The organism is Kitasatospora sp. NPDC001309 (genome assembly GCF_042896295.1).
Classification (GTDB): domain Bacteria; phylum Actinomycetota; class Actinomycetes; order Streptomycetales; family Streptomycetaceae; genus Kitasatospora.
Genome location: NZ_JBIAXC010000030.1, coordinates 19,419 through 42,972 on the forward strand (window position 1 = coordinate 19,419; position 23,554 = coordinate 42,972).

Below are 23,554 nucleotides of genomic sequence, written 5' to 3' on the forward strand. Positions count from 1 at the left end.
GTGCTGCCGGGGCCGCACTGCGGTGGTCGGTCGCAGGTCGTCAGCCGCGCAGGGCGGCCAGCCAGGCTTCGACCTCGGTGGAGGCGCGGGGGAGGTCGGCGGAGAGGTTCTCGTTGCCGTCCTCGGTGACCAGGATGTCGTCCTCGATCCGGACGCCGATGCCCCGGTACTCCTCCGGGACGGTCAGGTCGTTCTGCTGGAAGTAGAGGCCCGGTTCGACGGTGAGCACCATGCCCGGCAGCAGCGTGCCGTCGACGTGCTCCTCGGTGCGGGAGTGGGCGCAGTCGTGGACGTCGAGGCCGAGCATGTGGCCCGTCCCGGCGAGGGTGAAGCGGCGGTGCAGGCCCAGCTCGTACACCTTGTCGGCGGTGAGGTCGCCGAACAGGTCCCAGGCGGTGAGGTGTTCGGCCAGTTCGCGCTGGGCGGCGCGGTGAAAGTCGCGGAAGTCCGCGCCCGGCTTCACGGCGGCGATGCCGGCCTCCTGGGCGGCGTGCACCGCGTCGTAGACCTTGCGCTGGATGTCGGTGAAGCGGCCGGAGACCGGCAGGGTGCGGGTCACGTCGGCGGTGTAGAGCTCGTCGGTCTCCACGCCCGCGTCGAGCAGCAGCAGGTCGCCGGGGCGGGCCTGGCCGTTGTTGCGCACCCAGTGCAGGGTGGTGGCGTGCGGGCCGGCGGCGGCGATGGTGCTGTAGCCGACGTCGTTGCCCTCCAGGCGGGCGCGGACGAAGAAGGTGCCCTCGATCAGGCGTTCCGGCGTCGCGGCGTCCGTGCCCAGGACGCGCACCACGTCCTCGAAGCCGCGGGCCGTTGCCTGGCAGGCGTGGCGCAGCTGGGCGATCTCGAACTCGTCCTTGACCAGCCGCAGGCCGGAGAGGAAGACCTCGAACTCGGCGTCCCGCTCGGGGTTCGCGCGCCCGCCGACGGCTGCCTCGACCCCGGCGTCGTGCCGGCGCAGCACCCGGGCCGGGGCGGTGGTGGCGGCCAGGTCGGCGCGTGCGGTGCGGACGTCCCGGCAGGGCAGACCGAACAGCTTCTCGCTCTCGGTGAGGCTGTTGCGGCGGCCGTCCCACAGTTCGCCGTGGCCGTCGAGCCAGAACTCGCCGTTCTCGATGTCGGAGCGGTTGCGCAGGTAGAGCACGGCGTGGTGGCCGCTGGCGCCGGTGGGCTCCAGGACCAGGACGGCGTCCTGGGACTGGTCGCCGGTCAGGTAGACGTAGTCGGAGGAGGGGCGGAACGGGTAGTCGGTGTCGTTGGCCCGCACCTTGGGGTTGCCGGACGGGACCACCAGCAGTTCACCGGGGAAGGCGGCGGACAGCGCGGCCCGGCGGCGCTCGGTGTGGGCGGCCTGGGGGATCGCTTCGAGGGCGTGGCGCTCGGTGTTGGCCCAGCCGCGCTTCATGCTCTCGGCGAGTTCCTCGGTCACCCCGCGCGTGAGGCCGTTCTTGCGGTACTTGATGGTCTCGGTGGCTTCGGTGGCGTCAGTGGGCTCGGTCACAGCGGATTCTCCAGAGGGGGCGGGGAGATGCGGCGCCTCGTCGCGCCGACCTGCCTGGCACATGGGTACGTAACAAGCGTTGTGTACCGTATATCGAACGGCGTCCGAAGAGAAGGGGCCGGTACCGAATCCGGTAACCGGCCACGGCCGTTCGCACACATCGCCTACCATCCCGGCGGGGGGAGGGACCGGTGTGCGGGAGCACGCCCGGGCCGCTCGCCCCTGCGGCGGCCCGGACCCGGTGCCGACCGCTCCGACGACCGGGAGTTGACTCGGTGACACTCACAAGACGCACCGGCCGGGGCCTGACGGCCGCGGCGGTGCTGGTCGGACTGGCCGTGGCACCGGCGGGCTTCGCCGCCGTACCCGCCGCCGCCCTCACCTCCGTACCCGCCTCCGTGCCCGCCGCCGCACCCGCTGCCGTACCTGCCGCCGCACCCGCCGCGGCGCCTCCGGTGCCGGTGAACCTCACGGCCGCGGGCCCGTTCGCCGACTCGTTCCGGCAGAGCCCGGCGCTCAACACCGCGCCGCTGCGCGGGTTGAACGTCGGCCTGGACCAGCGCCAGCAGGGCAGCGCCCGGACGGTCTCCTGGACGAGGACCTCCGGCCGCTGGGACACCTCGGTGGCGCCGGACTCCTCGTACGTCCAGGTCAGCACCCCGGACCAGCCGAACCGGCTGGTGTTCACCACCGGGATCTCGGCGGTCATGCTGGGCGCTCCGGTGATCGCGGACACCGACGGGACGTACACCGTCTCCACGGTGGTGGATCCGGTGGTGGGGGACACCTCCAGCGGTGACTGGGCCTCGCTGGTGCTCGGCCGCAGCCACCGTGCCAACGGGTACGTCACCAGCGGCGACGTGGACCTGGGGCTGACGGTCACCTCGGCCGGGAAGCTGGCGCTGTTCCACGGCGGCGGAGGCGAAACCCCCTTCTGGCAGGGCTCGGTGGCGTCGGCCGACCGGTACGCGGTCTCGGTGAAGGTGTCGACCGGCGCGGACAGGGCGGTGACCCTGACGGTCAACGGCACCGCGTTCACCGTCACCGGCCCCGGGTCGGTCAACCGCTGGCCGAGCAGCGCGTTCCTCTACCTGGGGGCGTACCTGTCCGGCCCGGGCGAGCTGACGACCTTCGGCGACGGCAACGGCACGGGTGTGAACGCCAGCCGGATCGACGCCGCCGCGACGGCCGGGGCGAAGCCCTTCGTGGACACCTTCGACGGCGCTCCGGCGGGCGGCGACGACGGGCTGAACGACGACCTGAGCGCCCGCCAGCCGACCCTGGTCTCGGCCAACTACACGGCGGTGTCCGGCACCAAGGGCCTGGCCGCGACGCCCCCGGCGGGCTCGGTGCGGGTCAACAGTCCCGCCGCGCCCGACGCGCTGTCCTTCCCCCAGGGCACCGCCGCCGTCCGGTTGAACAAGCCCGCCACCGCGGACCTGTCCGGCTCCTACACGGTGCACGCCCGGTTGACCCCGGCCGTCGGCCGCACCAGCGGCACGGACGCCGCGACCCTGCTGGTCAGCAACGCCTCCGGCGCCACCGGCGCGGTGGACACCGACGACGTCGCCCTCGGCCTCAGGCTCCAGGCCGACGGCGCGCTCACGCTCTACCAGGGCGGTACGCCGCTGCCGTTGCTGAGCGCCGCCGTCCCGGCCGGCTCCGGCACCCACGACGTCGCGCTCACCCTCGCGGGCGGCGCCGCCCGGCAGGCCGTCGTCACCGTGGACGGCACCACCGTCTTCGCCGGTCAGACCCCGGCCGCCCTGCCCCGGGACGGCTACCTCCACCTCGGCGCGCAGCGCAGTACCCCCGGCACCGTCACCACGGCCGACGACCTGCGGGTCAGCATGCTCGGCGGGCTGGACTACTACGGCTACTTCGACGTCATGGACCCGGACCAGTACAACAACAGCGTCGACCACAGCGCCGAGCTGTTCCCCTGGACCACCATGAACAACTTCATCGGCCAGGACCTCACCGATCCGCGCTACGCCGGCTTCCTGGACTACTGCCGCCCCGCCTCCTGCGTCATCGACGTCAGCAAGCAGGTCGCGGTGCCCTCGACCTGGCCGGTGAGCAAGCCAAACCCGGACGCCCCGGCGGCGCTGGCCGGGCTGGCCGCCCGGATCGGCGCCAACCTGGACAAGCTCTCGGCGATCTACACCCTGGACGAGCCGTACTACCACGGCTTCGACGCCGGCCAGGTGCAGACCCAGGTCAACCAGGTCCGGGACGCCTTCCCCGGCAAGATGCTGGCGTACACCACGGACCCGTTCCACCTGACCTCGCCGGTGCCGAGCGGCGTCGACCTGGTCGGCTTCGACGACTACTGCCCCGGCCGCGGCACCCTGGAACAGGAACTGGCCACTCTGCAGGGCGCCCTGGCCTCGCCCGACCAGCACCTGGTGATGTTCCCGGAGTCGTTCAGCAAGGGCATGGGCTCCTGCGGGACGGCCCCGGACGCGCAGATCGCGGCCAACAACGCCGACTACCGCGCCATCGCCGCCCAGCACCCCCGGGTCGTCTACCTCCAGAACTTCCGCTGGCTCAACTCCCAGCAGGGCGCCGAATGGCCGCTCACCACCCAGCGCCAGCGCGCCATCGGCACGGCGGTGATCAACGCCACGCCGACCCCGGCCGCCTCCGGCGTCGGCGTCTACCGGCCCGGCGACCGCAGCGTCAGCGAGAACAGCCACAACGACGTCTTCCTCGGCGGCTCCGGCACCTCCGCGCTGTTCACCGACGCGGACGACGTCCCGCTGACCGGCCACTGGAACGGCCCCGGCACCGACACCATCGGCGTCTACCACCGGGCGACGTCCACCTTCGTCCTGTCCAAGGCGGACGGCAGCACCAGCACGTACCGGTACGGCAACACCGGCGACCTCCCGGTGGTCGGCGACTGGAGCGGCACCGGCCGCACCACCATCGGCGTCTACCGGCCCGGCGACCAGACCTTCTACCTCAGCGACGACAACGCGAACCCCGCCTACTCGCTCAAGTTCGGCAACCCCGGGTGGACCCCGCTGGTCGGCAACTGGAGCGGCAGCGGCCGCACCACCATCGGCGCCTACGATCCCACCACCCGGACGTTCTACCTGCGTGACACCAACACGCCGGGCGGGCAGGCCGACCACACCTTCCAGTACGGCAACACCGGCGACATCCCGATCAAGGGCGACTGGGACGGAACCGGCACCGACACCGTCGGCGTCTACCGGCCCGGTGACCGCAGCTTCTACGGTTCGTCCAAGGAGGGCACCCTGACCGTCTACGGCACCCGCTTCGGCAACTGGGGCGACCAGCCGCTGGTCGGCAACTGGGGCTGAGCGTTTGTAGGCTGAACGGCGGGCCCGGCCGGACCACCACCGGCCGGGCCCGTACGGAGCAGCGCGACGAGGGAAGGGTGCCGGTGTGAGTGGAAGGGCCGGAGGGTACTGGGCGTTCGGCTGCGCGGAGTGCTACGGGGAGGACCCGGAGGCGGTCTGGGCGCGCCAGCGGGAGGGCTTCGCGTACGAGGCGGCCGTGGTGGCCGACCCGCACTTCTCGGTGTCCATCCGCCGCTGCCTGTCCTGCGCGCAGCGGTTCGGCTGGATCCGCACCGAGTTCACCGACTGGTCGGGCGGTGACGACGCCTCCTACCTGACGGTCGTACCGCTCACCGGCCAGGAGTCCACCGCCCTGGCCGTCGGCACCCTGGCCCCGCTCGACCTCGGTCCGCTCGGCGAGGGCCGCCGCCACCTGCACCACGACCGGCCGAGCAGCGGCCCGGCGCGACTGCACTGGGCCACCGGGGCGTTCCCGGTCGAGGAAGGCCACTGAGCGGTGGCCGGCGAGCGGAGGCTGCTGAGAGCGGGCCGCCGAGGCGCTGAACACCACTGAGGCGTCAGGGCGGGGATTCCCTGACGCCTCCGGTGCGGCCCGGTGCCGGGCTCAATGATCACGAGGGGCGGTAGACGGACTGCCAACGTCCGCCCGGGGGCCGCGGGGGCGGGGTGTTGACCGGCTGTCTACCGGGTGCTGCGAACGTGCGGGCGCTTGAGTCCAGCAGTCCCACGTGAGCGAGGAGCAGGAAGTGTTACGAAGCATGGTGGCCCGCCGGGCCCGTGCCGCGGTTGCCGGTGCGGTGGTCCTGGCGGGGGTGTCCGGGCTGTTCGCCGTGGCGGCGGGGGATCCCGTACGGCACGGCTCGCCGGCCGCACCGCCGTCGGCCTGCGGGGGGTCGGCGGACGTGCAGTGCCTGGCGAACAAGGTCGCCTGGAACGGGACGGGGTTGATCATCTGGCAGAGGTGACCGCTCCGTCGGGGGCGGCCGATCCGTCTACGGTGACGGACCCGTCGGCGGTGGCCAGCGCCGTCAGCAGCGACCGGGCGTCGGCGGACTCCGGGGCGCCCAGGCCGCTGAGCAGTCGGTGCGCCTGCGCCGCGTGAGTACGGGCGGTGCGGTGGTCGCCGCGGGCGGCCACCGCATGGGCCAACACCAGGTGGGCGAGAGCGCGTTCGCGCTGTCGCCCACCTCGCGTTGCGAGCCGCAGGGCCCGGGTCGCCTCGTCGACGGCCTCCTCGACCCGCCCGAGCAGGCGCAGTACCTCGGCCAGCCGGCTCCGGGCCGCCGACTCGCGGTCCTGGTCCCCGGCGTGGCCCGCGCGGTCCACGCAGGTGCGTAACTGATCGGCGGAGTCGTCGAGTTGGCCCAGCTCCTGGTGGGCCAGGCCGAGGACGTAGTGCACGTAGGCGGTCATCGCCGCGTCGGCGCCGCCCGGTTCGGACAGCAGTCGGCGGCAGGTGTCCGCGGCCTCCTCGGCGTGGCCGCTGCGGACCCGGGACAGCGCGGCGTTCGCGGTGCTTGCCACCGCGCCGGAACGGTGGCCGAGGCGGTGGGCGAGGGCTGCCGCCGCGTCGAAGGCGGTGATCGCCTCCTCGTGCCGCGCCTGGGCCTGGGCGATCAGGCCCAGGTCGTTGAGGGCCTGCCGGAGCACGGCCGGGTCGTCCGCCTCCCGGCAGGCCCGGGCGGCCTCGCGGGCCTGCTCGGCGGCCTCGTCGAGGCGGGCCCGGCCGAGCAGGACGGTGCCGAGCAGGAACCGGGCGCGGCCCTCGGCGGCGCGGTCGCGGCCGTCCTCGGAGGCGGCGACGAGGAGGCGGGCCGCCTCCTCCGCCCGCCCGGCGAAGGCGCCCAGGCCCAGCGGGCTCAGGGCCACCAGCAGGTCGACGGCGGAGCGCACCGCGGTGGCATCCGGGGCGCCCGAGGCGACGGCGGCGGCCAGTGCGACGGCACCGGGGGTCTCCGCCCGGGCCCAGCGGCGGGCGTCCGGCAGGTCCGTGAAGACCGGGCGGGGAGCCGGTCCGCCGAAGACGTCGGCGACCGGGTCGCCGGGGACGGCGAGGGCGAAGGCCGTCCGGGCGCGGGTGAGCAGCAGGGCCAGCAGGCGGTGGTGGGCGGTGGTGCGTTCGGCCTCGTCGAGGCGCAGGGACGTCCGGCGGGCGAAGGCCCGTACCAGGTCGTGGAAGCGGTAGCGGCCGGGGCCGACCGACTCCAGCAGGGCCTGGTCGACCAGCGCCTCGGCGAGGTGCTCCGCCTCGTGCTCGGGCAGGTCGAGGACGGCGGCGGCCGAGGCCAGGGCGATGTCCGGCTCCACCCAGGCGAATCGGCGGAAGGCGGTGGCCAGGGGCGGGGGGAGGAGACGGTAGCTGAGCGCGAAGACCTGCTCGGCGAGCCCCTCCCGGTCCTCGGCCAGGCGTCGGAGGAGGTCGGCGATCGGCTGGTCCGGGGAGGCGGCGAGCCGGGCGGCGGCGATCCGCAGGGCCAGCGGGAGGCGGCCGCAGGCCTCGACCAGGTGCTCGGCGTCGGAGTGCTGGGCGGACCGCCGGGCGGCCCCGATGACCGAGTCGAGGAGGCCGATCGCCTCCTGGGGGCTGAACACGTCCAAGGCGATCCGCAGGACGGACGGGATGCCGGGCAGCGCGGTGCGGCTGGTGACGAGGACGGCGCAGTCGGAGGAGCCGGGGAGGAGGGGTTGGAGCTGGGCGTCGTCCCGGGCGTTGTCGAGGAGGATGAGCAGCCGCTTGCCGGTGGTGACGGTGCGGAAGAGCGCGGAGCGGCCGGGGAGGTCCTGGGGCACGGCGGACGGGCGGATGCCCAGAGTGGTCAGGAAGTCGGCGAGGACGTCGGAGGCGCTGGCGGGGACGAGGTCGGCACCCCGCAGGTCGGCGTGGAGACGGCCGTCGGGGAAGTCCGGGCGCAGGGCATGGGCGGCGCGTACGGCGAGGGCGGTCTTGCCGACGCCGGCCATGCCGGTGACGGTCACCAGGCGCAGGCCGGTGGCGGTGGTGGTGGTGCTGGTGGTGGTGCGGTCGGTCAGGGCGCGGGCGATGGCGGCGACGTGGGTTCGTCGGCCCGTGAAGTGGGCCGGATCGTTGGGGAGTTGATCCGGGTCCAACAACTGGCGGAGGGCGGTGACGTCCGGCCCGGGCTCGATCCCGAGGTGTTCGGCCAGGCGGGAGTGAAGGGAGGCGTAGACGGTCCGGGCCTCGGCGGTGCGGCCGCTGCGGTGGAGGCTGCGGATGAGGAGGGCCTGGAGGCGTTCACGGAAGGGGTGTTCGGCGGCGAGCGCTTCCAACTCCGGGAGGTGATCGGGGGAGTGGTCGAGCGCGAAACACTCCTCCTGGAGCGTGAGGCGCAGCTCGGCGAGGCGCTGGCGTTCGCGTTCCATGAGGGGGCCGGGCAGGTCGGCGAGCGGCTCGCCGCGCCAGAGCGAGAGAGCGTCGGAGAGGTGTTCCCGGGCCCGGTGCGGGTGGCTCCCGGCGAGTTCGTGGAGCTGCCTGACGCGCCAGAGGTCGATGCGGTCCGGATCGACCGCGATCCGGTAGCCGCCGGACTGGGAGAGCAGGAGGGAAGGCTTCTCGCGTACGGGCTCAAGGAGCTTGCGCAGCTGGGAGATGTAGGAGCGGAGGGCGACGACGGGAGATCCCGGTGGTTCGTCGCCCCATAAGTCGTCGACCAGTTGGTCGGTCGCGATGACGGCGTTCGGCCGCAGGAGGAGCGACACCAGCACCGCCCGCTGCCGAGGCGCCCCCAGCTCGATGGCCATCCCGGCGCGCTGCACCCGCAGCGCGCCGAGTAAGGCGAAGCCGACCGGTTGCAATGTGCTTCCTATGCTCGGCGAATGGAGGTCGGTCAGATTATGCCGAACTCCCCAGCAGAAGTGGCGGAGATGAAGGCGGTGAAGGCCTCAGGACTGACAGTGAGATGGACACCTGGAGTCTTGGTGTCGCCGATGAGGATGAGGTCGTGAGAGGTGAGAAAGTTGGTGGCTACCTGAACGCAGTCGCCTTCGCCCTGAGGGTCGCTGTAAGTCGACTTGAACCAGCGGGCGGTTGAGGGGTCAGGGGCCGAAGTGTGCGGGGTCATTCTGCGTGGTCCTCCGATGCTCTATGCAGCCACGCCATCGACTCATCGGGCGTAAGGGCCTCTGCTCGGAGCGTATCGTAGATCAGTGCCATATCGGTCACCTGGTGCGGTGCCTCGATGAGTTGACCGGACTTCACTCCTTCCAGATAGGCGACCCGAGGGGCGTCATCGAAGTGGAGCAGCGTGAGCGAGCCGCCCATCGCGCCGTGTGGTCGATCAATTGGCAGGATCTGCACCATGGCGTTCTTGCCCTGGGCGATGTTGATCACGTGCCTGATCTGCTCGCGGGTGACATCCGGGCAGCCGACGACACGGCGGATAGCAGCCTCGTCCAGGACGACCCACATGAACGGAGGCGCGGGGTTGTGGAGGATTTGCTGCCGAGCCTGACGTCGATTCCAGTGTGCTCGGATTTCCTCCTCGGACGCACGAGGTCGGCCTAGCCGTAGGAAGGCGCAGCCGTAGCTCTCAATTTGCCACAAACCTGGAATCGACAGGGAGTATTTCAGGTGAGTATTCGCGAGCGGTTCCAGTGTCATGTAGCGGCGTGACCAGTCCGGAAACGAGTCACTGCTCACGAGCGGGTAGAACCGGGTGAAGAACCCGCCGGCGGAGGGAAGCGCGGTGTCGAGGAGGGGCGGGAGGTCCGGTGGCGGAGTCCGGTGCGCAGCTTCGATGTTGGCCAGGTGTGACTTGCTGTAGCGGACTTGTTCGCCCAGATCGGCGATGGACATGCCTGCGCAGGATCGATGATGGCGGATCTCCGACCCGAAGTAGTGCCGGGGGGACTGGCCAGGGGTGAGGTCGCGAGGCTGCGCGGGCATCTGGGGGCCTCCGGATGTCTTCAAGAGGGGTGGGGACATGCCGCTTCTTCACAAGCCTAACCCCGAGGCGTGACGCTTGAACCACAAACGGTGACAGCCAAATCCGGCGAACGCCCCAGTGGAGCAGTAAATATGACGAATAATCAATCAGGAGAAAACCTTCTCCTCCAGCGGAGCTTTCCGCCCTGCCGGTGTCCCCGGTGCGGTGATTCCATCCCGGAGGCCGGCTTGGCCGACCACGTCATCGCCCCGGCGGCGCCGCCCGTGCGACGGGTGGCGCCGCCGGTCGAGCCCTACCGCCCCTCCGCCATCGGCGAGCGGGTCTTCGACGTCCGCTCCGGATGCTGGGCCGCCTTCATGGGGTGGCAGCACGGGAGCGCCTTCCTCCGGCCCCTCGGCGGGGGCATCGAGTGGGAATCCGAAGCGCGTTGGATCACGAACACCGAACTGTGAGATGCCCCATGAGCAGCATGATCGACAAGATCACGGCCGAGGACCGTCGCAGCGCGGCCGACATTCTCGACGACCTCCAGGCCGTCCTGCACGCCGCCGAGGTGAAACTCCCGTCCCTCGGCATCGACTGGCGCCTCGTCAAGGAAACCGGCGTCCTCCTGATCGACCTCGGCGCGGCCCGGCCGGACGTCATCGAGCGCCTGGTCGTCGTCCTCCGCAGGGGTATGCGACCGTAGCCGCCGCCGGTGCCATCGCCGTCGGGAGCTTCCTCCTCGCGGGCCTCGTCCTCCTGGCGATCCCCGCCACCATGTCCTCGACGGCCGACGCCCTGGTGTTCGCCCTCACCTTCCTCGCCGCCTCCACCGGTGGATTCTCCATCGCCGCAAGATGGTTGAGGGTGCACACCTAGCAACGGTGCGGGCTTCGAGCGCCGCTCGAAGCCCGCACCGAACGTCGGACGCCTGGGGCCGCCTTTCACCTCATGGGACGACGGAATTCAGACGGGGCCGAACTCGCCGGACTTGATGCCGGAGATGAAGGACTCCCAGGCGTCCGTCCCGAAGGCGAGCTGCGGGCCGTCGGGGTCCTTGCTGTCGCGTACGGGGAGGACGGCCAGGAGGCCGGGAGCGACCTCGACGCACTGCCCGCCGCCGGTGCTGTACGAGGACTTCATCCAGGAGCGGGGCTTTACGGTCGTGGTGGGAATCATGGCGTGCAACTCCTTGCGGCCGTTGCGGAGATGGGCGAGCGAGTCCACGCGTGAGAGCGCCTGGACCTGCGACCCATCGTAAGTCCATTGCGAGTTCGAGCGCTGCTCGAAGCTCGCGCTCAACACCTTGACCGTTCAGGGGGGTTGGCGGATCCTCGGGGGCATGACTGTGCCTCCGCAGCCGTCGTATGCTCCTCGGTCGCGTCCCGGTGGGTCCCGGGCCAATGCTGTGGCGGTGTTGCTGCTCGCGGGTGGGGCCGTGGGCTCGCTGGCGCTGCCGTGGGCCTCCTACAGTGGGGAGAGCGGTGACCTGTCGTGGTCCGGCTTCGACCTGCTGAACAGCCCGCGGTGGGTGGGGGAGTTGACCGACGGCGCCGACATCTGGATGGGCGCCTTGCAGTGGCTCGGCCTGGTGCTGGTCGGCCTGTCCGTGCTGCGCCTGCTCGCGCGGGAAGTCCGGTTGGCGGGGCTGTCGTTGCTGCTGGCGGCGGGGGTGGCCGGGGCCGCCGTCGGCTCGCTGGTGCAGTTCCACAAGGTGCTCCAGGACGGTGGGGGCTTCGCCCCGTCCATGCAGGCGGGCCCGGTCGTCGCCGCGGTCGCCGCCGTCCTGTGCTTCCTGGTCGCCTGCTTCGGCCCCGCCACCCAGCGCCGCTGACCCGGGCTCGGGCCCGGGCCCGAGCCCGCCCGGCGATCGGTCACGCGCCCGGCGCGTCCTCCGCTGCGAGGAGGGCCAGCAGGCCGGGGAAGCGTTGCTCGATGTCGGTCCGGCGGAGGGTGGCCATCCGGCTGTTGCCCCGGTCGACCTGGCGGACGAGGCCGGCCTCGCGGAGGGTCCGGAAGTGGTGAGTGACCGTGGCCTTGCTGACCGGCAGCTCGAAGGAACTGCAGGTGCGGGCCCCGCCGTCGGGTCCGGCGGCCAGTTCCCGCACCACGCGGCGGCGTAGCGGGTCGGCCAGCGCGCTCAGCACCTTGCCGAGCTCGATCTCCTCCGGTGCGGGGTGTCCCTCGTCGTCGGGCATCGCGACCACCTCCAGGTACGGCTTGCATCGTACCTTGCTGCGGCCCTACCGTACGGGAGGTACGACGAACGTCATACCTGTGGATCGGAGACCCCTGTGGACCAGCCCTTCACCCTCGTCGGCACCGCCCGCCCCAAGCCCGAGCGCGCGGAGGACCTGCGCCGGCTCCTGCTCTCCTTCGTCGAGCCGACCCGTCGGGAACCCGGCTGCCTCGAGTACCACTTCCACGAGGACCGGGACGAGTCGGGCGTGTTCGTCTTCTACGAGGCCTGGCGCAGTAAGGAGGACCTCGACGCCCACCTCGCCCTCCCGCACCTCCGGGACTTCTGGGAACACCGAATGGACTACCTGGAGCGGGACCTGGAGATCCGCTACCTCGCCATGCACAGCCCGTACGAGGAACGTTCCGCCCTCGCCCGATGAACGGGGGCGCCGCCGCTCGGCGGGGTCACGGCCCCGACCGCTCCTCAGACGCCGTTGAGGGCGTAGTTGCGGAAGGTCGCCAGCAGCGGCAGCACCTCGGTCTTGTTGGGGTCCTCCGTCACGGCCCGCATCGCGTCGATGACGGTGTGGGCGATGACCTTGGTGATGGTGAGGTCGTCGGCGGGGGTGAGGGTGCCCCAGGCCTTGAGGGTCTGGGTGAGCAGGGCGCTCATCCGGGCGCCGATGTTGGCGCTGACGGCGTCCGAGAGTTCGGCGATCTCCTCGTCGCTCATGCTGGAGCGCAGCCCGAAGGCCAGGGCCATCAGCGTGTCCATCGCGTGCTCGCCGTACGCGGCGACCAGCGCCGGCAGCGACCGCTCCCCGGCCGTGCCCGACGCGAGGGCGACCAGCGCCTCGTCGTCGTCCTTCCAGGCCGCCTCCAGGGCGGCCAAGGCCCGGAGGGCCTCGTCCATGCTCAGCCCGTCTGTCATGCGGGCAACGCTATTGAGCATCCGGTGCCCGGATCTGCAATTCGGGCACCAGGATCACTCCATCGGGCGAAGTCAGGGCCGTTCCGGCCGATGGACGTGTGCGAAGTGCTCCGCGTTCCAGCGGCCGCCCAGCTCGGGGGCCAGGGAGGCGGCGGCGAGGGCCGCGAAGTCCGCGGCCGTACCGGCCCGCTCGGGCAGGGCGCCGAGCAGCGGGGCGCCGGCCGAGCGGGGCAGGTCGGCGAGGTTGCAGCGTTCGGCGAGGCCGGGCTCGGCGGGCCAGGAGCCGATGACGACGCCGGCGAGCGGGAGTGCGCGGGCGGCCAGGGCCTCGGCCGTGAGCGAGACGATGTTGAGGGTGCCCAGGCCGGCGGAGGCGATCAGCAGCACCTCAGCGTCCAGGCCCGCCGCCCGGACGGCCCGGGCCTGGTCAGCGAGCGTGCGGCCTTCGTCGTCGTAGCGGACGAGCAGGCCGCCCGCGCCCTCGACCAGCACCAGGTCGTGGGTGGCGGCGAGGTCGGTGACCTCGGCGACCACCTCGGCGGGGGAGAGGTAGGGCATCCCGGCCCGCCGGGCGGCGGTGTCGGGGGCCAGCGGCTCGGGGTAGCGCGCCAGCTCACGGATCGTCAGTTCGCCCGCCAGGCGCCGCACTTCGGCGGCGTCGCCCGGCTCGCCCGGCGCGACGCCGGTCTGTCCGGGCTTGAGTACGGCGACCTTCCGGCCACCGCGCAGGGCGGCCGAAGCGAGGGCCGCGGTGGCGACGGTCTTGCCGACGTCCGTGTTGGTGCCGGTCACGAACAGGATGCGCGCGGTCATCCGGCCACCGCCGCGGCGGTCACGGCGGCAGCGATGCGTGCCACGTCCTCGTCCTCCGTCACATAGGGGGGCATGGTGTAGATCAGGTCCCGGAAGGGGCGCAGCCAGACGCCCGCCCGGGCGGCGGCCTCGGTGGCCGCCGGGACGTCCACCGGGTGGTCCAACTGCACGACGCCGATGGCCCCTTGGACCCGTACGTCGCGTACGCCCGGCACCTGGGCCGCCGCCGCGAGGCCGTCCCGCAGCCCGCCCTCGATGCGCTTGACCTCGACCGCCCAGTCCTGCCCGAGCAGCAGGTCCAGCGAGGCGTTGGCGGCCGCGCAGGCCAGCGGGTTGCCCATGAAGGTCGGGCCGTGGGCGAGGACGGGCATCTCGCCGCGGCTGATGCCGTCGGCGATCTCGCCGGTGCACAGGGCGGCGGCCAGCGTGAGGTAGCCGCCGGTGAGCGCCTTGCCGAGGCACATCACGTCCGGGGAGACGCCCGCGTGGTCGGCGGCGAACAGGGTGCCGCTGCGGCCGAAGCCGGTGGCGATCTCGTCGAAGACCAGCAGGACGCCGTACCGGTCGCAGAGTTCGCGCAGCATCCGCAGGTAGGCGGGGGAGTGGAACTGCATGCCGCCCGCGCCCTGGACCACGGGTTCGACGATGACGGCGGCCAGCTCGTCGGCGTGACGGGCCATCAACTCCTCAAACTCCGCCGCGTATCCGGGGTCGAGCGGGGCGTCGAAGCCGGCCGGCGGCTGGGGGGCGAAGAGCTGCCCGGGCAGCACCCCGCCCCACAGGTGGTGCATCCCGCCGTCGGGGTCGCAGACCGACATGGGGTGGAAGGTGTCGCCGTGGTAGCCGCCGCGCCAGGTCAGCAGTCGGCGCTTCCCGGGCCGGCCGGTGGACTGCCAGTACTGGAGGCACATCTTCATCGCGACCTCGACCGCGACCGAGCCGGAGTCGGCGAGGAAGACGTGCTGGAGCGGCTCCGGGGTGATCTCGACCAGGCGGGCGGCCAGCCGGACGGCGGGCTCGTGGGTGAGCCCGCCGAACATCACATGGCTCATCCGCCCCAGCTGCTCGCGCACCGCCTCGTCCAGCACCGGGTGGCGGTAGCCGTGGATCGCCGCCCACCAGGAGGACATGCCGTCGACCAGTTCGCGCCGCCCGCCCGCGACGGGCTCCGCCAGGCGCAGGCGGACGCCCGCGGCGGATTCGACCACGTACGGGGTGGCCGTGCCGGGCATCGGCCCGTACGGGTGCCAGACGTGCGCCCGGTCGAGGGCGAGCAGCGTGTCCGCGGACAGCTGGGACATGGTGGGTCTCTCCGGAGGGTGCTGGAGGGTCAGGCGGGTCGGGCGGGTCAGGCGTTGGGCGCGAGTTCGGTGCCGGCGCCGCGGCGGCGGACCTTGACCAGGTCGTCGCGCAGCTCGCCGTTCGCGCTGTTCGCGCCGTCCGCGCCCTCCGAGGCCGGGGCCGGGGCCGAGGCGCTCCCGGCGAGGGGCGCGTGCTCGTGCCCGCCGCAGGGCCCGCAGCCGCCGCCGCTGCCGCAGGCCGAGGCCGCGGTGCCGCAACCGGAGCCGGTGGCAGCGGCGGCGGCCACGTCGGCGCGGTGGCGGGGCAGGGTGGCCTCGCCGGCGCCCTCGACCTCGAAGCCCGCGTCCTTGATCATGTCGAGGTCGGTCTGCCCGGCCTGGCCCTCGCTGGTCAGGTAGTCGCCGAGGAAGATCGAGTTGGCGATGTGCAGGCCGAGCGGCTGCATGGTGCGCAGGTGGACCTCGCGGCCGCCGGCGATCCGCACCTCGGTGTCGGGGTTGACGAAGCGGACCATCGCCAGGATGCGCAGGCAGCGCTGCGGGGTGAGGTTCCACTCCTTGGCGAGCGGGGTGCCCTCGAAGGGGATCAGGAAGTTGACCGGGACGGAGTCCGAGCCGAGCTCGCGCAGTGCGAACACCACGTCGACCAGGTCCTCGTCGGTCTCGCCCATGCCGGCGATCAGGCCGGAGCAGGCGGACAGGCCGGCGCCGTGCGCCTTCTGCACCGTGTCGACCCGGTCCGCGTAGGTGTGGGTCTTGGTGATGGCCCCGTAGGTGTTCTCGGAGGTGTTGAGGTTGTGGTTGTAGGCGTCGGCACCGGCCGCCTTGAGCCGCTCGGCCTGGTTGTCGGACAGCAGGCCGAGGCAGACGCAGATCTCGACCTCGGGGTCGGCGTCCTTGATGGCGGCCATGGTGTCGGTGACCCGGTCGATGTCACGGTCCGTCGGGCCGCGGCCGCTGGCGACCAGGCAGACCCGCTTGGCGCCGCCGGCCACCCCGGCGCGGGCGGCGTCGGCGGCCTGGTCCGGCTTGAGCCAGGTGTACTTGAGGATCTCGGCCTTGGACCCGAGCCGCTGCGAGCAGTAGGAGCAGTCCTCGGGGCAGAGCCCGCTCTTGAGGTTCACCAGGTAGTTGAGCTTGACCCGGCGGCCGAACCAGCGGCGGCGCACCTTGCCGGCCGCGGCGACCACGTCGAGCAGCTCGTCGTCGGTGGTGGCGAGGACGGCCAGGGCCTCCTCGCGGGTCGGGACTTCGCCGCGCAGGCCCTTGGCGGTGAGGGTATCGAGCAGATCCATGGGGCCGATCCTGCCTGCTGGCGCTCGAATGGCGCCAGAGCAAACCCACCAGAAGATCCCCGGAAGGATGTGCCGATTGCCACAGTGTCGAAGCTCACGGCGTCGGCGCTGGTCACGCGCTTGACGGCGGCGTCGGCGGACGGTTACCGGCGGGTAGGTCGGAGGCGGGGCGGGCGAAGATCGACAAGCGCCCGACCCAGTGACCAGGGCCACTCGGCGGATGCTTAGAATCTGCGCCATGACCACGCAGGGGGAGCGCACCCCGACTCCGGGAGAGGGCCAGGACGGCCGGGCAGGACAGCGGACCGGCGGGGGAGCCGGAGGGACCGGGGGTACCGCGGGCGCCACGGCGGCGGCCCGCAGGCGCGGCCCGCGGCTGACCGGCCGCCGGGCGGTCGGCTGGGTCGTCGTGATCGGTGTGGTCGTGGCCGGCGGCTGGGTCATCACCCGCCCCACGCCCGGCGACTACATACCCGGCCTGGGCCCGTCCAAGGCGGACTCCGCCCGCACGCCCCCCGTCGTCGGCTCCCCGCCGCCCACCACCGACCCCGAGGGCCTCAACGCCGACAACCTCTTCCCCACCCAGCGGACCGTCGACGCGATCGGCTACAAGGCCCGGCGCAACGGCATCCGGCAGGGCGAGAACTGCGGCGAGGTGCTCCAGGACCGCACCCAGGAGCTGCTCAAGGACAGCGGCTGCCAGGCCTATCTGACGGTCAGCTTCACCGGTGTCGACCGCCCGGTGCTCTCCAGCGTCACCCTGCTGCGCTTCGCCGACCCGTCCACCGCCGCCAAGGCCGCCGACGCCCTGCGCTCCAAGCCCGGCGCGGTCGCCTTCATCCTCGCCGACACCAACATCGCGCCCGCGCAGTCCGGCGGCGGCAAGCCCGGCAGCGAGGCCCGGATCGAGGCGGTCGGGCACTACGTGACCGTCACCAGCTCCCGCCCGGCCGGCACCATCGCCCCCGGCACTCCCGGTACCCCCGGCGCCACCGGCCCGACGCCGACCTCCACCGGCAGCGGCGAGCCGAACCTGGACGAGGCCACCCGCGCGCTGTCCTACGCGGCGGGGCAGCCGTTCGTCTGGATGTAGCGCGGCGGTGTGACGAACGGCCGGGGGCCCGGCACGCGGATCGCGTGCCGGGCCCCCGGCCGTTCAGGAGGCGGAGGTCAGCCGCCGAGCCGGTCCACCGCCGTCACCCGCACGACCGCCCGGCCCTCCTCGTCCGAGCCGTACAGGTCGACCTCGGCGCTGATGCCCCAGTCGTGGTCGCCCTCCGGGTCGTCGAAGATCTGCCGGACCCTCCAGGCGGAGTCCTCCTCCTCGATGATCAGCATCTTCGGGCCGCGCGCGTTCGGGCCGGTGCCCAGGTCGTCGTACTCGTCCCAGTACCCGTCCATGGCGTCCGCCCAGCGGTCCGCGTCCCAGCCGTACTCGCCGTCCAGCTCGCCGAGCGCGCCCCAGTGCTCCAGGGCGCACAGCTCCACCCGGCGGAACAGCTCGTTGCGCACCAGCACCCGGAACGCCCGGGCGTTCGCCGTCACCGGCGCCGGCTTGTCGTCCAGGGCGACCTCGGCGGTGGCCGCCTCGGTCGGGTTGGCCAGCTGCTCCCACTCGTCCAGCAGGCTGGAGTCGACCTGGCGGACCAGCTCGCCGAGCCAGGCGATGACGTCCTTGAGGTCGTCCGTCTTCACGTCCTCGGGGACGGTCTGCTCCAGCGCCTTGTACGCACCGGCCAGGTAGCGCAGCACGATGCCCTCGGTGCGGGCGAGTTCGTAGAAGCCGACGTAGTCCGAGAAGGTCATCGCCCGCTCGTACAGGTCGCGCACCACGGACTTCGGCTGGAGCTGGTGGTCGCCGATCCACGGGTGCGCCCGACGGTACACCTCGTACGCGTGGGTGAGCAGCTCCTCCAGCGGCTTCGGGTAGGTGATCTCCTGGAGCCGCTCCATCCGCTCCTCGTACTCGATGCCGTCCCGCTTCATCTCGCCGACGGCCTCGCCGCGCGCCTTGTTCTGCTGGGCGGCGAGGATCTGGCGCGGGTCGTCGAGGGTCGCCTCGACCACCGAGATGACGTCCATCGCGTAGGCGGGGGAGGTCGGGTCGAGCAGTTCGAAGGAGGCCAGCGCGAAGGTGGACAGCGGCTGGTTGAGCGCGAAGTTCTCCTGGAGGTCCAGGGTCAGGCGGACGATCCGGCCCTCCGCGTCCGGCTCCGGCAGGCGCTCGACCACGCCGCCCTCCAGCAGCGAGCGGTAGATCGCGATCGCGGTGCGGATGTGGCGGCGCTGGGCCGCCTTGTCCTCGTGGTTGTCGGTGAGCAGCTTGCGCATCGCCTCGAAGGCGTTGCCCGGGCGGCCGATCACCGACAGCAGCATCGCGTGGCTCACCTTGAACCGGGAGACCAGCGGCTCCGGGTCGGCGCCGATCAGCTTGTCGAAGGTCTCCTCGGTCCAGCCGACGAAGCCCTCGGGCGCCTTCTTCCGCACCACCTTGCGCTTCTTCTTCGGGTCGTCCCCGGCCTTGGCGATCGCCTTGTCGTTCTCGATCACGTGCTCCGGCGCCTGGGCCACGACCTGGCCCACGGTGTCGAAGCCGGCCCGGCCCGCGCGCCCGGCGATCTGGTGGAACTCGCGGGCGCGCAGGATGCGCACGCGCTGGCCGTCGTACTTGGACAGCGCGGTGAACAGCACCGTGCGGATCGGCACGTTGACGCCCACACCGAGCGTGTCCGTCCCGCAGATCACCTTCAACAGGCCTGCCTGGGCGAGGCGTTCGACCAGCCGGCGGTACTTCGGCAGCATGCCCGCGTGGTGCACGCCGATGCCGTGGCGGACGAAACGCGACAGGTTGCGGCCGAACTTGGTGGTGAAGCGGAAGCCGCCGATCAGGTCGGCGATGGCCTCCTTCTCCGCCTTCGAGCACATGTTGATGCTCATCAGCGACTGGGCCCGCTCCACCGCTTCCTTCTGGGTGAAGTGCACGACGTAGACCGGCGCCTGGCCGGTCTGCAGCAGCTCCTCCAGGGTGTCGTGCATGCTGGTGCGCCGGTACTCGTAGAACAGCGGCACCGGGCGGGTCGCGTTGCGCACCACCGTGGTCGGACGGCCCGTACGGCGGGTCAGGTCCTCCTCGAAGCGGCGCACGTCGCCCAGCGTCGCCGACATCAGCAGGAACTGCGCCTGCGGCAGCTCCAGCAGCGGGATCTGCCAGGCCCAGCCGCGGTCCGGCTCGGCGTAGAAGTGGAACTCGTCCATGACGACCTGGCCGATGTCCGCCCGGGTACCGTCGCGCAGCGCGATCTGCGCCAGCACCTCGGCCGTGCAGCAGATGATCGGCGCGGTCGGGTTGACGCTCGCGTCACCCGTCATCATGCCGACCTGCTCGGTGCCGAACATCTTCACCAGGTCGAAGAACTTCTCCGACACCAGCGCCTTGATCGGCGCCGTGTAGAAGGTCCGCTGCCCCTCCGCCAGCGCCGCGAAGTGCGCACCCGCCGCCACCAGGCTCTTTCCCGAGCCGGTCGGCGTCGCCAGGATGACGTTGTTCCCGGAGACCAGCTCGATCAGCGCCTCCTCCTGCGCCGGGTACAGCGTGATCCCGCGCTCCTCCGCCCAGGCCGCGAAGGTCTCGTACAGCGCATCGGGAGTGGCGGGCTTCGGCATCAGATCAAGGAGGGTCACCGGGCTATCTTGCCTGCTGGCCGCCACCCCCGGCAAAGCCCGGGATCACTCGACGGGAACGGTGGGGGCGGTGGCGGCGAGCCGAGGGGTGTTGGTGCACCTGTACGAGCCCGCGGCGGCCCGCGCGATCTTCAGCGCGACATCGGCGTACGTCTGCCGGATCCTGGCACGGGGCGAGGTGGAGACCCAGGGCTCGCCGTCGACGGAGACCTGCACGTACGCCGGGGCGGCGTCGCCCTTACGAAGCTCCGCCGGCAGCTGGTAACCGTCGCACCGGAGGTACAACCGCACCTGGGGAGACTTGTCACCGCCCGCGTCGGCCACCCAGCCGACTGCGTCGGGGCCGAAGTCCAGTGGCACGGTGCGACCGGCCTCCCCGGTGTCCCTCTGCCGGTCGGCGTCGATCCCGTCGTACGCGGGAGAGACGGTTGCCGACAGAAGGCTGTCGGCCGTCGTGTGCTGCCCGGCCCACCAGACTTCGCACTTGCCGTACCGGTCGCCGTTGACCGGGTCCGACGGGGTTGCCATCCGGTCCTGGTGGGCGCCCTCGTAGCCACGGCCGTCCGGGCCCGCGAGCACCCTGAGCTCGTCCTTGGTCACCAGGTTCCAACAGGCGCTCTGTGGCAGGTCCACCTCCTGCCACGGTTTCCAGGCCCACAGCCCGCCGCCCACAGCCGCCGCCACCGCGAGGGCGACGGCGGCGTGCCAGGGGCGGGCCCGGGACCGGCGCCGGGGGGAGTCGTCCGGGGACGGCGGGACGATGTGGGCGACGTCAACCATGTCTCAACGCTCTCGGTCGTGGCCTGGGGTCGGCGTCCGGGGGCCTAGTTCTTCTTAGGGAAGGCGGTGCCGAAGGAGTCCCTGCCGCTGCCGTAGCCGGTGTTCTCCTCTTGCGCGGCCCGGCGGGCCACGTCGTTGATGTAGTTCGGGTCGGCGCCCGTTGTGCGGCCGGCGTCGCGCACCGCGTTGACGATCGCCTGCTGGGCGTTGGCCTCGGCCTGCTGCTTGGCATCCACGGCCTCGTCGCTCGCGGCATTGTGGGTGTCCACCTTGTACCCGGCGGCGACGTTGTCCATGATCTGGTTGGCCACGTTGTCGATGCCCTCGCCGATCAGGGGTGCCCGCTCCTTCAAGGCGTCGCCGGCGAACGACCAGAGCTGGCCGGCGAGCTCCCGCTTGGTGTCGATGGCGGCGTTGTACGCGGCATCACTGGCGGCGTGCTTGGTGTATACCTCGTCGACCATGGCGCTCGTGATGAGGCCGTTGACCTGACCTGCCGGCTTGGCGATGTTCTCGACCGCCACGGCCAGGTCCTTGTGCAGCTCGGGGTGGGCCAGCACGTCCTGGATCTGGGCCGTGGTGTAGGCCTGCTGCCCGGCAGCGATCGAGGCATAGGCGTCCGGGTCCCGGCCGAGTGTGCCGAGGAGGCGCTCGACCTCGCCCGTCCTGAACAGGTGGGAGGCGGAGCCCGGTCCTTCCAGGGCGCCCTGGATGTCGCCGATGTAGTTGGCGGTCATGTTGCCGAGGCTGCCGTTGAGGTTCGAGAACAGTCCGCCGTGGAGGAGGTCCGGACCGTCTCCGGTGCCGAACCTGGTCACGACCTGTTGCATGACGGCGTTCATGTCGCTGGTGTGCGGAGGGAACTTGCCGTGCACGTCGTCGTACGCGCGGCCCGTGGTCGCGGCCTCCAGGGCGTGCCCCAGGGAGGTGACATCGAAGGGTTCGGCGGTGCCCGGGTTCGGCCGGGGCGGGTACTGCTGGTCGAGCAGGAGTGACCGGGAGCCGTTGTCGGTGAGCATCTTGAGGTAGGTGTTCTCGCCGCCGTGGCTCTTGACCGTGCCGTCGGGGTTGTACGTCGTCGGAGTGTCATGGAAGAACTTGGTAGCCGCCTCCGGGCTGTGTCCGAGAGCGTCCAGGACGGCGGACATCGGGTTGATGCCCCGAATGTTGCCGTCCTTGTCGGGTACGCCGATGAACTTGAGCTCGGTGAAAGGGTACGAGGCCTTCGTCGCGGCGTCCCAGCGCATCGGGTTCTCGTTGGTCAACTGGGTGACGTGCGCGGCGACCGGGTCGAGGAAGTGCGCGTCGTACTTCCCGCTGCGCAGCAGATTGGCCATGATCTGGTAGCCGTACGGGCTGTGCGCGGGGTCGGCGCCGGGCGGGACGGGTATCTGCTTGGCGCCCGCGGCCCGGAACCTGGTCTCCCAGTCGTCCGAGACGTGCGGCAGGTTCTTGGTGTCGGTCGCGGTGGCCAGGGTGAGGCCGAGGTCCTGCTGGATGCCCTTGATCGCGGCGGAGCGGGCCGGGCTGTTGGCGTAGTCCCCGCTCTGTGCCATGGCGCCGTACTTGGCCATGAAGGTCGCCGGGTCCTGGTTTCCGTAGAAGGACGTGGCGAACCGTGGGTCGTTGTTGTGGTGGTCCAGGATGCTCTGGAGGTGCTTGAGTTCGGCGTCGCTGGCCTTGTTGCCGAGGCTGAGGATGTAGGTGGCCGCCTTGGCTTCCTCCTCCGGTATGCCGCCGACCGGGTTGGCATTGAAGGTGGTGCCGTCGCTGCCGGTGTCGTCGCCCAGGGCTCTGGCGGCGTCGAGGTCGGCCTCGGTGGCGCGGTCGATCGCGTCGCCGATGGCCTTGGCCGCGGAATCGGCCTTGGCCTTCCAGCTCTTGCCGTACTCCGGGTCCCGCTTGTCCACCTCGGTCGTGGGCGCGGGCCAGCTCACCCCGCCCTCGGCGCTGACGGTGAGACCGGCGGTGGTGGCGTTGTGCACCGCGTTGGTGAGGTCCTGCTTGGCGGCCGTGATCTCGGCGTGGGCGTCCCGAAGGGTCTTGGCCAGTGCCGAGGCCTCCTCGAAGGCGGCGTGGATCTGGTCGCGGGCCCAGGTGAGTTTGGCGTTGGCGAGGCCGGCGGCGTCACCGTGCCAGCCGGATTGGGTGACGGTCCCGATGACCTCGTTCTGCATCCGCCGGGTGAGGTCCCACGTGCGGACCAGGGTCTCGAAGTCGCCGGCGGCGGCGTCGAGGCTGGTGAGGTCGACCTGTTGGAGCTGGCTGAATGTCACCATGATGGTGTTGCTTCCCCCGCTTGCGCTGTGGCTAGTTCTGGGCCTGCGGCTTGGCGAAACTGGCGTGGATGTCGCTCTCGGTCTTGTCGTACGTCTGAGCGGTGGTCTGCAGGTTCGTGCCGATGTCGCCCAGCGCACCCTTCAGGGAGTCGGCCTGGCTCGACCACGTCCCCCATGAACCGGTGAGCGCGCCGCCGAGGGACCACCCTTTCAGCGCGCCGGCCGCGGCGGTGACGTGGTCGCCGGGTTGGGTGCACTCGGACTTGACGGAGTCCCGTAGCGCGAAGGCGTTCTGGGCGGCCTGGTGAAGCACTCCGGTGTTGACCGTCACGGCTGCGCCGCCGCCTGCCGGGTTCAGGGAGACGGGGGCGGCGTTGCCGCCTGCCAGGTCCGGAAACTGCTTCTTGGCTTCTTCGGTCAGATTGCCCTTGTCGTCGAAGAGCCAAGGATTCATTCGACGCTCGAACTCGAGGTCTGTCACGTGCCCACCCCCCAGGTGCAGATCGGCATGGAGCGTACCCGAAAGTTTTGCCGTTCCGGTGGGAGGTGTCGAAAGTAGGAGCTGATGCGGGGCGCCCAA

At 71.7% G+C, this 23,554-nt stretch carries 22 protein-coding genes; 8 read left to right on the plus strand and 14 right to left on the minus strand.

Annotated features, from left to right (window positions below; genetic code table 11):
* Window positions 1–40: 40 nt before the first annotated feature.
* Entirely contained in the window at window positions 41–1,558 is a 1,518-nt protein-coding gene (locus ACFY2K_RS27185; RefSeq protein WP_387714797.1) for an aminopeptidase P family protein, read from the minus strand.
* Window positions 1,559–1,770: 212 nt separating this feature from the next.
* Here ACFY2K_RS27185 and ACFY2K_RS27190 point away from each other — a divergent pair, with 212 nt between their 5' ends.
* The 3 genes from ACFY2K_RS27190 (at window position 1,771) to ACFY2K_RS27200 (ending at window position 5,792) form a co-directional block, all read left to right on the plus strand.
* Window positions 1,771–4,827, plus strand: coding sequence for a hypothetical protein (locus tag ACFY2K_RS27190; RefSeq protein ID WP_387714800.1), 3,057 nt, complete (start codon window positions 1,771–1,773; stop codon window positions 4,825–4,827).
* An 85-nt stretch (window positions 4,828–4,912) separates the two neighbouring features.
* Window positions 4,913–5,320, plus strand: a complete 408-nt coding sequence (locus ACFY2K_RS27195) for a hypothetical protein (protein WP_375886400.1) — start codon at window positions 4,913–4,915, stop codon at window positions 5,318–5,320.
* Between the two features lie 253 nt (window positions 5,321–5,573).
* Window positions 5,574–5,792: a hypothetical protein gene (locus tag ACFY2K_RS27200; RefSeq protein WP_380529883.1), complete on the plus strand. Its 219-nt coding sequence runs from the start codon at window positions 5,574–5,576 to the stop codon at window positions 5,790–5,792.
* On the opposite strand, the gene ACFY2K_RS27205 is transcribed toward ACFY2K_RS27200, so the two are convergent.
* Genes ACFY2K_RS27205 through ACFY2K_RS27215 form a run of 3 tightly spaced genes read right to left on the minus strand, consistent with a single transcriptional unit; the run spans window position 5,776 to window position 9,769 of the window.
* Window positions 5,776–8,640: a BTAD domain-containing putative transcriptional regulator gene (locus tag ACFY2K_RS27205; protein WP_387714804.1), complete on the minus strand. Its 2,865-nt coding sequence runs from the start codon at window positions 8,638–8,640 to the stop codon at window positions 5,776–5,778. The two genes, ACFY2K_RS27200 and ACFY2K_RS27205, sit on opposite strands and share 17 nt — an antisense overlap.
* A 32-nt stretch (window positions 8,641–8,672) precedes the next feature.
* Entirely contained in the window at window positions 8,673–8,906 is a 234-nt protein-coding gene (locus ACFY2K_RS27210; protein ID WP_380591734.1) for a DUF397 domain-containing protein, read from the minus strand.
* Complete coding sequence (locus ACFY2K_RS27215; RefSeq protein ID WP_387714807.1) at window positions 8,903–9,769, minus strand: helix-turn-helix domain-containing protein; 867 nt, start codon at window positions 9,767–9,769, stop codon at window positions 8,903–8,905. Before ACFY2K_RS27215 ends, ACFY2K_RS27210 begins: the two co-directional genes overlap by 4 nt.
* A gap of 189 nt (window positions 9,770–9,958) precedes the next feature.
* Between ACFY2K_RS27215 and ACFY2K_RS27220 the strand changes: the two genes are divergently transcribed.
* Together ACFY2K_RS27220 and ACFY2K_RS27225 are read left to right on the plus strand one after the other, a co-directional pair.
* Window positions 9,959–10,183, plus strand: coding sequence for a hypothetical protein (locus ACFY2K_RS27220; RefSeq protein WP_380591730.1), 225 nt, complete (start codon window positions 9,959–9,961; stop codon window positions 10,181–10,183).
* Between the two features lie 8 nt (window positions 10,184–10,191).
* Entirely contained in the window at window positions 10,192–10,419 is a 228-nt protein-coding gene (locus tag ACFY2K_RS27225; RefSeq protein ID WP_375886410.1) for a hypothetical protein, read from the plus strand.
* Between the two features lie 260 nt (window positions 10,420–10,679).
* Here the strand turns inward: ACFY2K_RS27225 and ACFY2K_RS27230 are convergent, their stop codons facing one another.
* On the minus strand, window positions 10,680–10,892 hold the full coding sequence (locus tag ACFY2K_RS27230; RefSeq protein ID WP_380591728.1) for a DUF397 domain-containing protein: 213 nt from the start codon (window positions 10,890–10,892) through the stop codon (window positions 10,680–10,682).
* Between the two features lie 235 nt (window positions 10,893–11,127).
* Between ACFY2K_RS27230 and ACFY2K_RS27235 the strand changes: the two genes are divergently transcribed.
* Window positions 11,128–11,547 (plus strand): hypothetical protein, encoded by a 420-nt coding sequence (locus ACFY2K_RS27235; RefSeq protein ID WP_380524454.1) that lies wholly within the window; start codon window positions 11,128–11,130, stop codon window positions 11,545–11,547.
* A gap of 40 nt (window positions 11,548–11,587) precedes the next feature.
* Here the strand turns inward: ACFY2K_RS27235 and ACFY2K_RS27240 are convergent, their stop codons facing one another.
* Window positions 11,588–11,911 (minus strand): ArsR/SmtB family transcription factor, encoded by a 324-nt coding sequence (locus ACFY2K_RS27240; RefSeq protein WP_380524453.1) that lies wholly within the window; start codon window positions 11,909–11,911, stop codon window positions 11,588–11,590.
* A gap of 96 nt (window positions 11,912–12,007) precedes the next feature.
* Between ACFY2K_RS27240 and ACFY2K_RS27245 the strand changes: the two genes are divergently transcribed.
* Window positions 12,008–12,334 (plus strand): putative quinol monooxygenase, encoded by a 327-nt coding sequence (locus ACFY2K_RS27245; protein ID WP_387714812.1) that lies wholly within the window; start codon window positions 12,008–12,010, stop codon window positions 12,332–12,334.
* A gap of 44 nt (window positions 12,335–12,378) precedes the next feature.
* Here ACFY2K_RS27245 and ACFY2K_RS27250 read toward each other — a convergent pair whose 3' ends face one another.
* The 4 genes from ACFY2K_RS27250 to bioB form a co-directional block, all read right to left on the minus strand.
* On the minus strand, window positions 12,379–12,825 hold the full coding sequence (locus ACFY2K_RS27250) for a hypothetical protein (RefSeq protein WP_375886428.1): 447 nt from the start codon (window positions 12,823–12,825) through the stop codon (window positions 12,379–12,381).
* A 72-nt stretch (window positions 12,826–12,897) separates the two neighbouring features.
* The gene (bioD, locus tag ACFY2K_RS27255) at window positions 12,898–13,638 is read right to left on the minus strand and encodes a dethiobiotin synthase (protein WP_380640923.1); all 741 of its coding nucleotides are present in this window, start codon (window positions 13,636–13,638) and stop codon (window positions 12,898–12,900) included.
* Entirely contained in the window at window positions 13,635–14,939 is a 1,305-nt protein-coding gene (locus ACFY2K_RS27260; protein WP_380524450.1) for an adenosylmethionine--8-amino-7-oxononanoate transaminase, read from the minus strand. The genes bioD and ACFY2K_RS27260 overlap by 4 nt, the downstream gene beginning before the upstream one ends.
* Window positions 14,940–14,986: 47 nt before the next feature.
* Window positions 14,987–16,234, minus strand: a complete 1,248-nt coding sequence (gene bioB / locus ACFY2K_RS27265; protein WP_387714817.1) for a biotin synthase BioB — start codon at window positions 16,232–16,234, stop codon at window positions 14,987–14,989.
* Between the two features lie 238 nt (window positions 16,235–16,472).
* On the opposite strand from bioB, the gene ACFY2K_RS27270 reads away from it, so the two are divergent.
* Window positions 16,473–17,327 (plus strand): hypothetical protein, encoded by an 855-nt coding sequence (locus tag ACFY2K_RS27270; protein WP_387714820.1) that lies wholly within the window; start codon window positions 16,473–16,475, stop codon window positions 17,325–17,327.
* Between the two features lie 77 nt (window positions 17,328–17,404).
* Here ACFY2K_RS27270 and ACFY2K_RS27275 read toward each other — a convergent pair whose 3' ends face one another.
* The 4 genes from ACFY2K_RS27275 to ACFY2K_RS27290 all read right to left on the minus strand — a co-directional run bounded on the left by ACFY2K_RS27275 (window position 17,405) and on the right by ACFY2K_RS27290 (window position 23,455).
* Window positions 17,405–19,897: a DEAD/DEAH box helicase gene (locus ACFY2K_RS27275; RefSeq protein ID WP_387714916.1), complete on the minus strand. Its 2,493-nt coding sequence runs from the start codon at window positions 19,895–19,897 to the stop codon at window positions 17,405–17,407.
* 63 nt (window positions 19,898–19,960) lie between these two features.
* Window positions 19,961–20,695: a hypothetical protein gene (locus tag ACFY2K_RS27280; RefSeq protein ID WP_387714823.1), complete on the minus strand. Its 735-nt coding sequence runs from the start codon at window positions 20,693–20,695 to the stop codon at window positions 19,961–19,963.
* A 44-nt stretch (window positions 20,696–20,739) separates the two neighbouring features.
* Window positions 20,740–22,974, minus strand: coding sequence for a hypothetical protein (locus ACFY2K_RS27285; protein ID WP_380524446.1), 2,235 nt, complete (start codon window positions 22,972–22,974; stop codon window positions 20,740–20,742).
* Window positions 22,975–23,005: 31 nt separating this feature from the next.
* Window positions 23,006–23,455 (minus strand): hypothetical protein, encoded by a 450-nt coding sequence (locus ACFY2K_RS27290; RefSeq protein WP_380591712.1) that lies wholly within the window; start codon window positions 23,453–23,455, stop codon window positions 23,006–23,008.
* Window positions 23,456–23,554: the final 99 nt, after the last annotated feature.

Coding starts and splice junctions, on each gene's coding strand:
- ACFY2K_RS27185 (WP_387714797.1), bottom strand. CDS start 1,558: ATGTGCCAGGCAGGTCGGCGCGACGAGGCGCCGCATCTCCCCGCCCCC.
- ACFY2K_RS27210 (WP_380591734.1), bottom strand. CDS start 8,906: ATGACCCCGCACACTTCGGCCCCTGACCCCTCAACCGCCCGCTGGTTC.
- ACFY2K_RS27215 (WP_387714807.1), bottom strand. CDS start 9,769: ATGTCCCCACCCCTCTTGAAGACATCCGGAGGCCCCCAGATGCCCGCG.
- ACFY2K_RS27225 (WP_375886410.1), top strand. CDS start 10,192: ATGAGCAGCATGATCGACAAGATCACGGCCGAGGACCGTCGCAGCGCG.
- ACFY2K_RS27230 (WP_380591728.1), bottom strand. CDS start 10,892: ATGATTCCCACCACGACCGTAAAGCCCCGCTCCTGGATGAAGTCCTCG.
- ACFY2K_RS27240 (WP_380524453.1), bottom strand. CDS start 11,911: ATGCCCGACGACGAGGGACACCCCGCACCGGAGGAGATCGAGCTCGGC.
- ACFY2K_RS27250 (WP_375886428.1), bottom strand. CDS start 12,825: ATGACAGACGGGCTGAGCATGGACGAGGCCCTCCGGGCCTTGGCCGCC.
- bioD (WP_380640923.1), bottom strand. CDS start 13,638: ATGACCGCGCGCATCCTGTTCGTGACCGGCACCAACACGGACGTCGGC.
- ACFY2K_RS27260 (WP_380524450.1), bottom strand. CDS start 14,939: ATGTCCCAGCTGTCCGCGGACACGCTGCTCGCCCTCGACCGGGCGCAC.
- bioB (WP_387714817.1), bottom strand. CDS start 16,234: ATGGATCTGCTCGATACCCTCACCGCCAAGGGCCTGCGCGGCGAAGTC.
- ACFY2K_RS27270 (WP_387714820.1), top strand. CDS start 16,473: ATGACCACGCAGGGGGAGCGCACCCCGACTCCGGGAGAGGGCCAGGAC.
- ACFY2K_RS27275 (WP_387714916.1), bottom strand. CDS start 19,897: ATGCCGAAGCCCGCCACTCCCGATGCGCTGTACGAGACCTTCGCGGCC.
- ACFY2K_RS27280 (WP_387714823.1), bottom strand. CDS start 20,695: ATGGTTGACGTCGCCCACATCGTCCCGCCGTCCCCGGACGACTCCCCC.
- ACFY2K_RS27285 (WP_380524446.1), bottom strand. CDS start 22,974: ATGGTGACATTCAGCCAGCTCCAACAGGTCGACCTCACCAGCCTCGAC.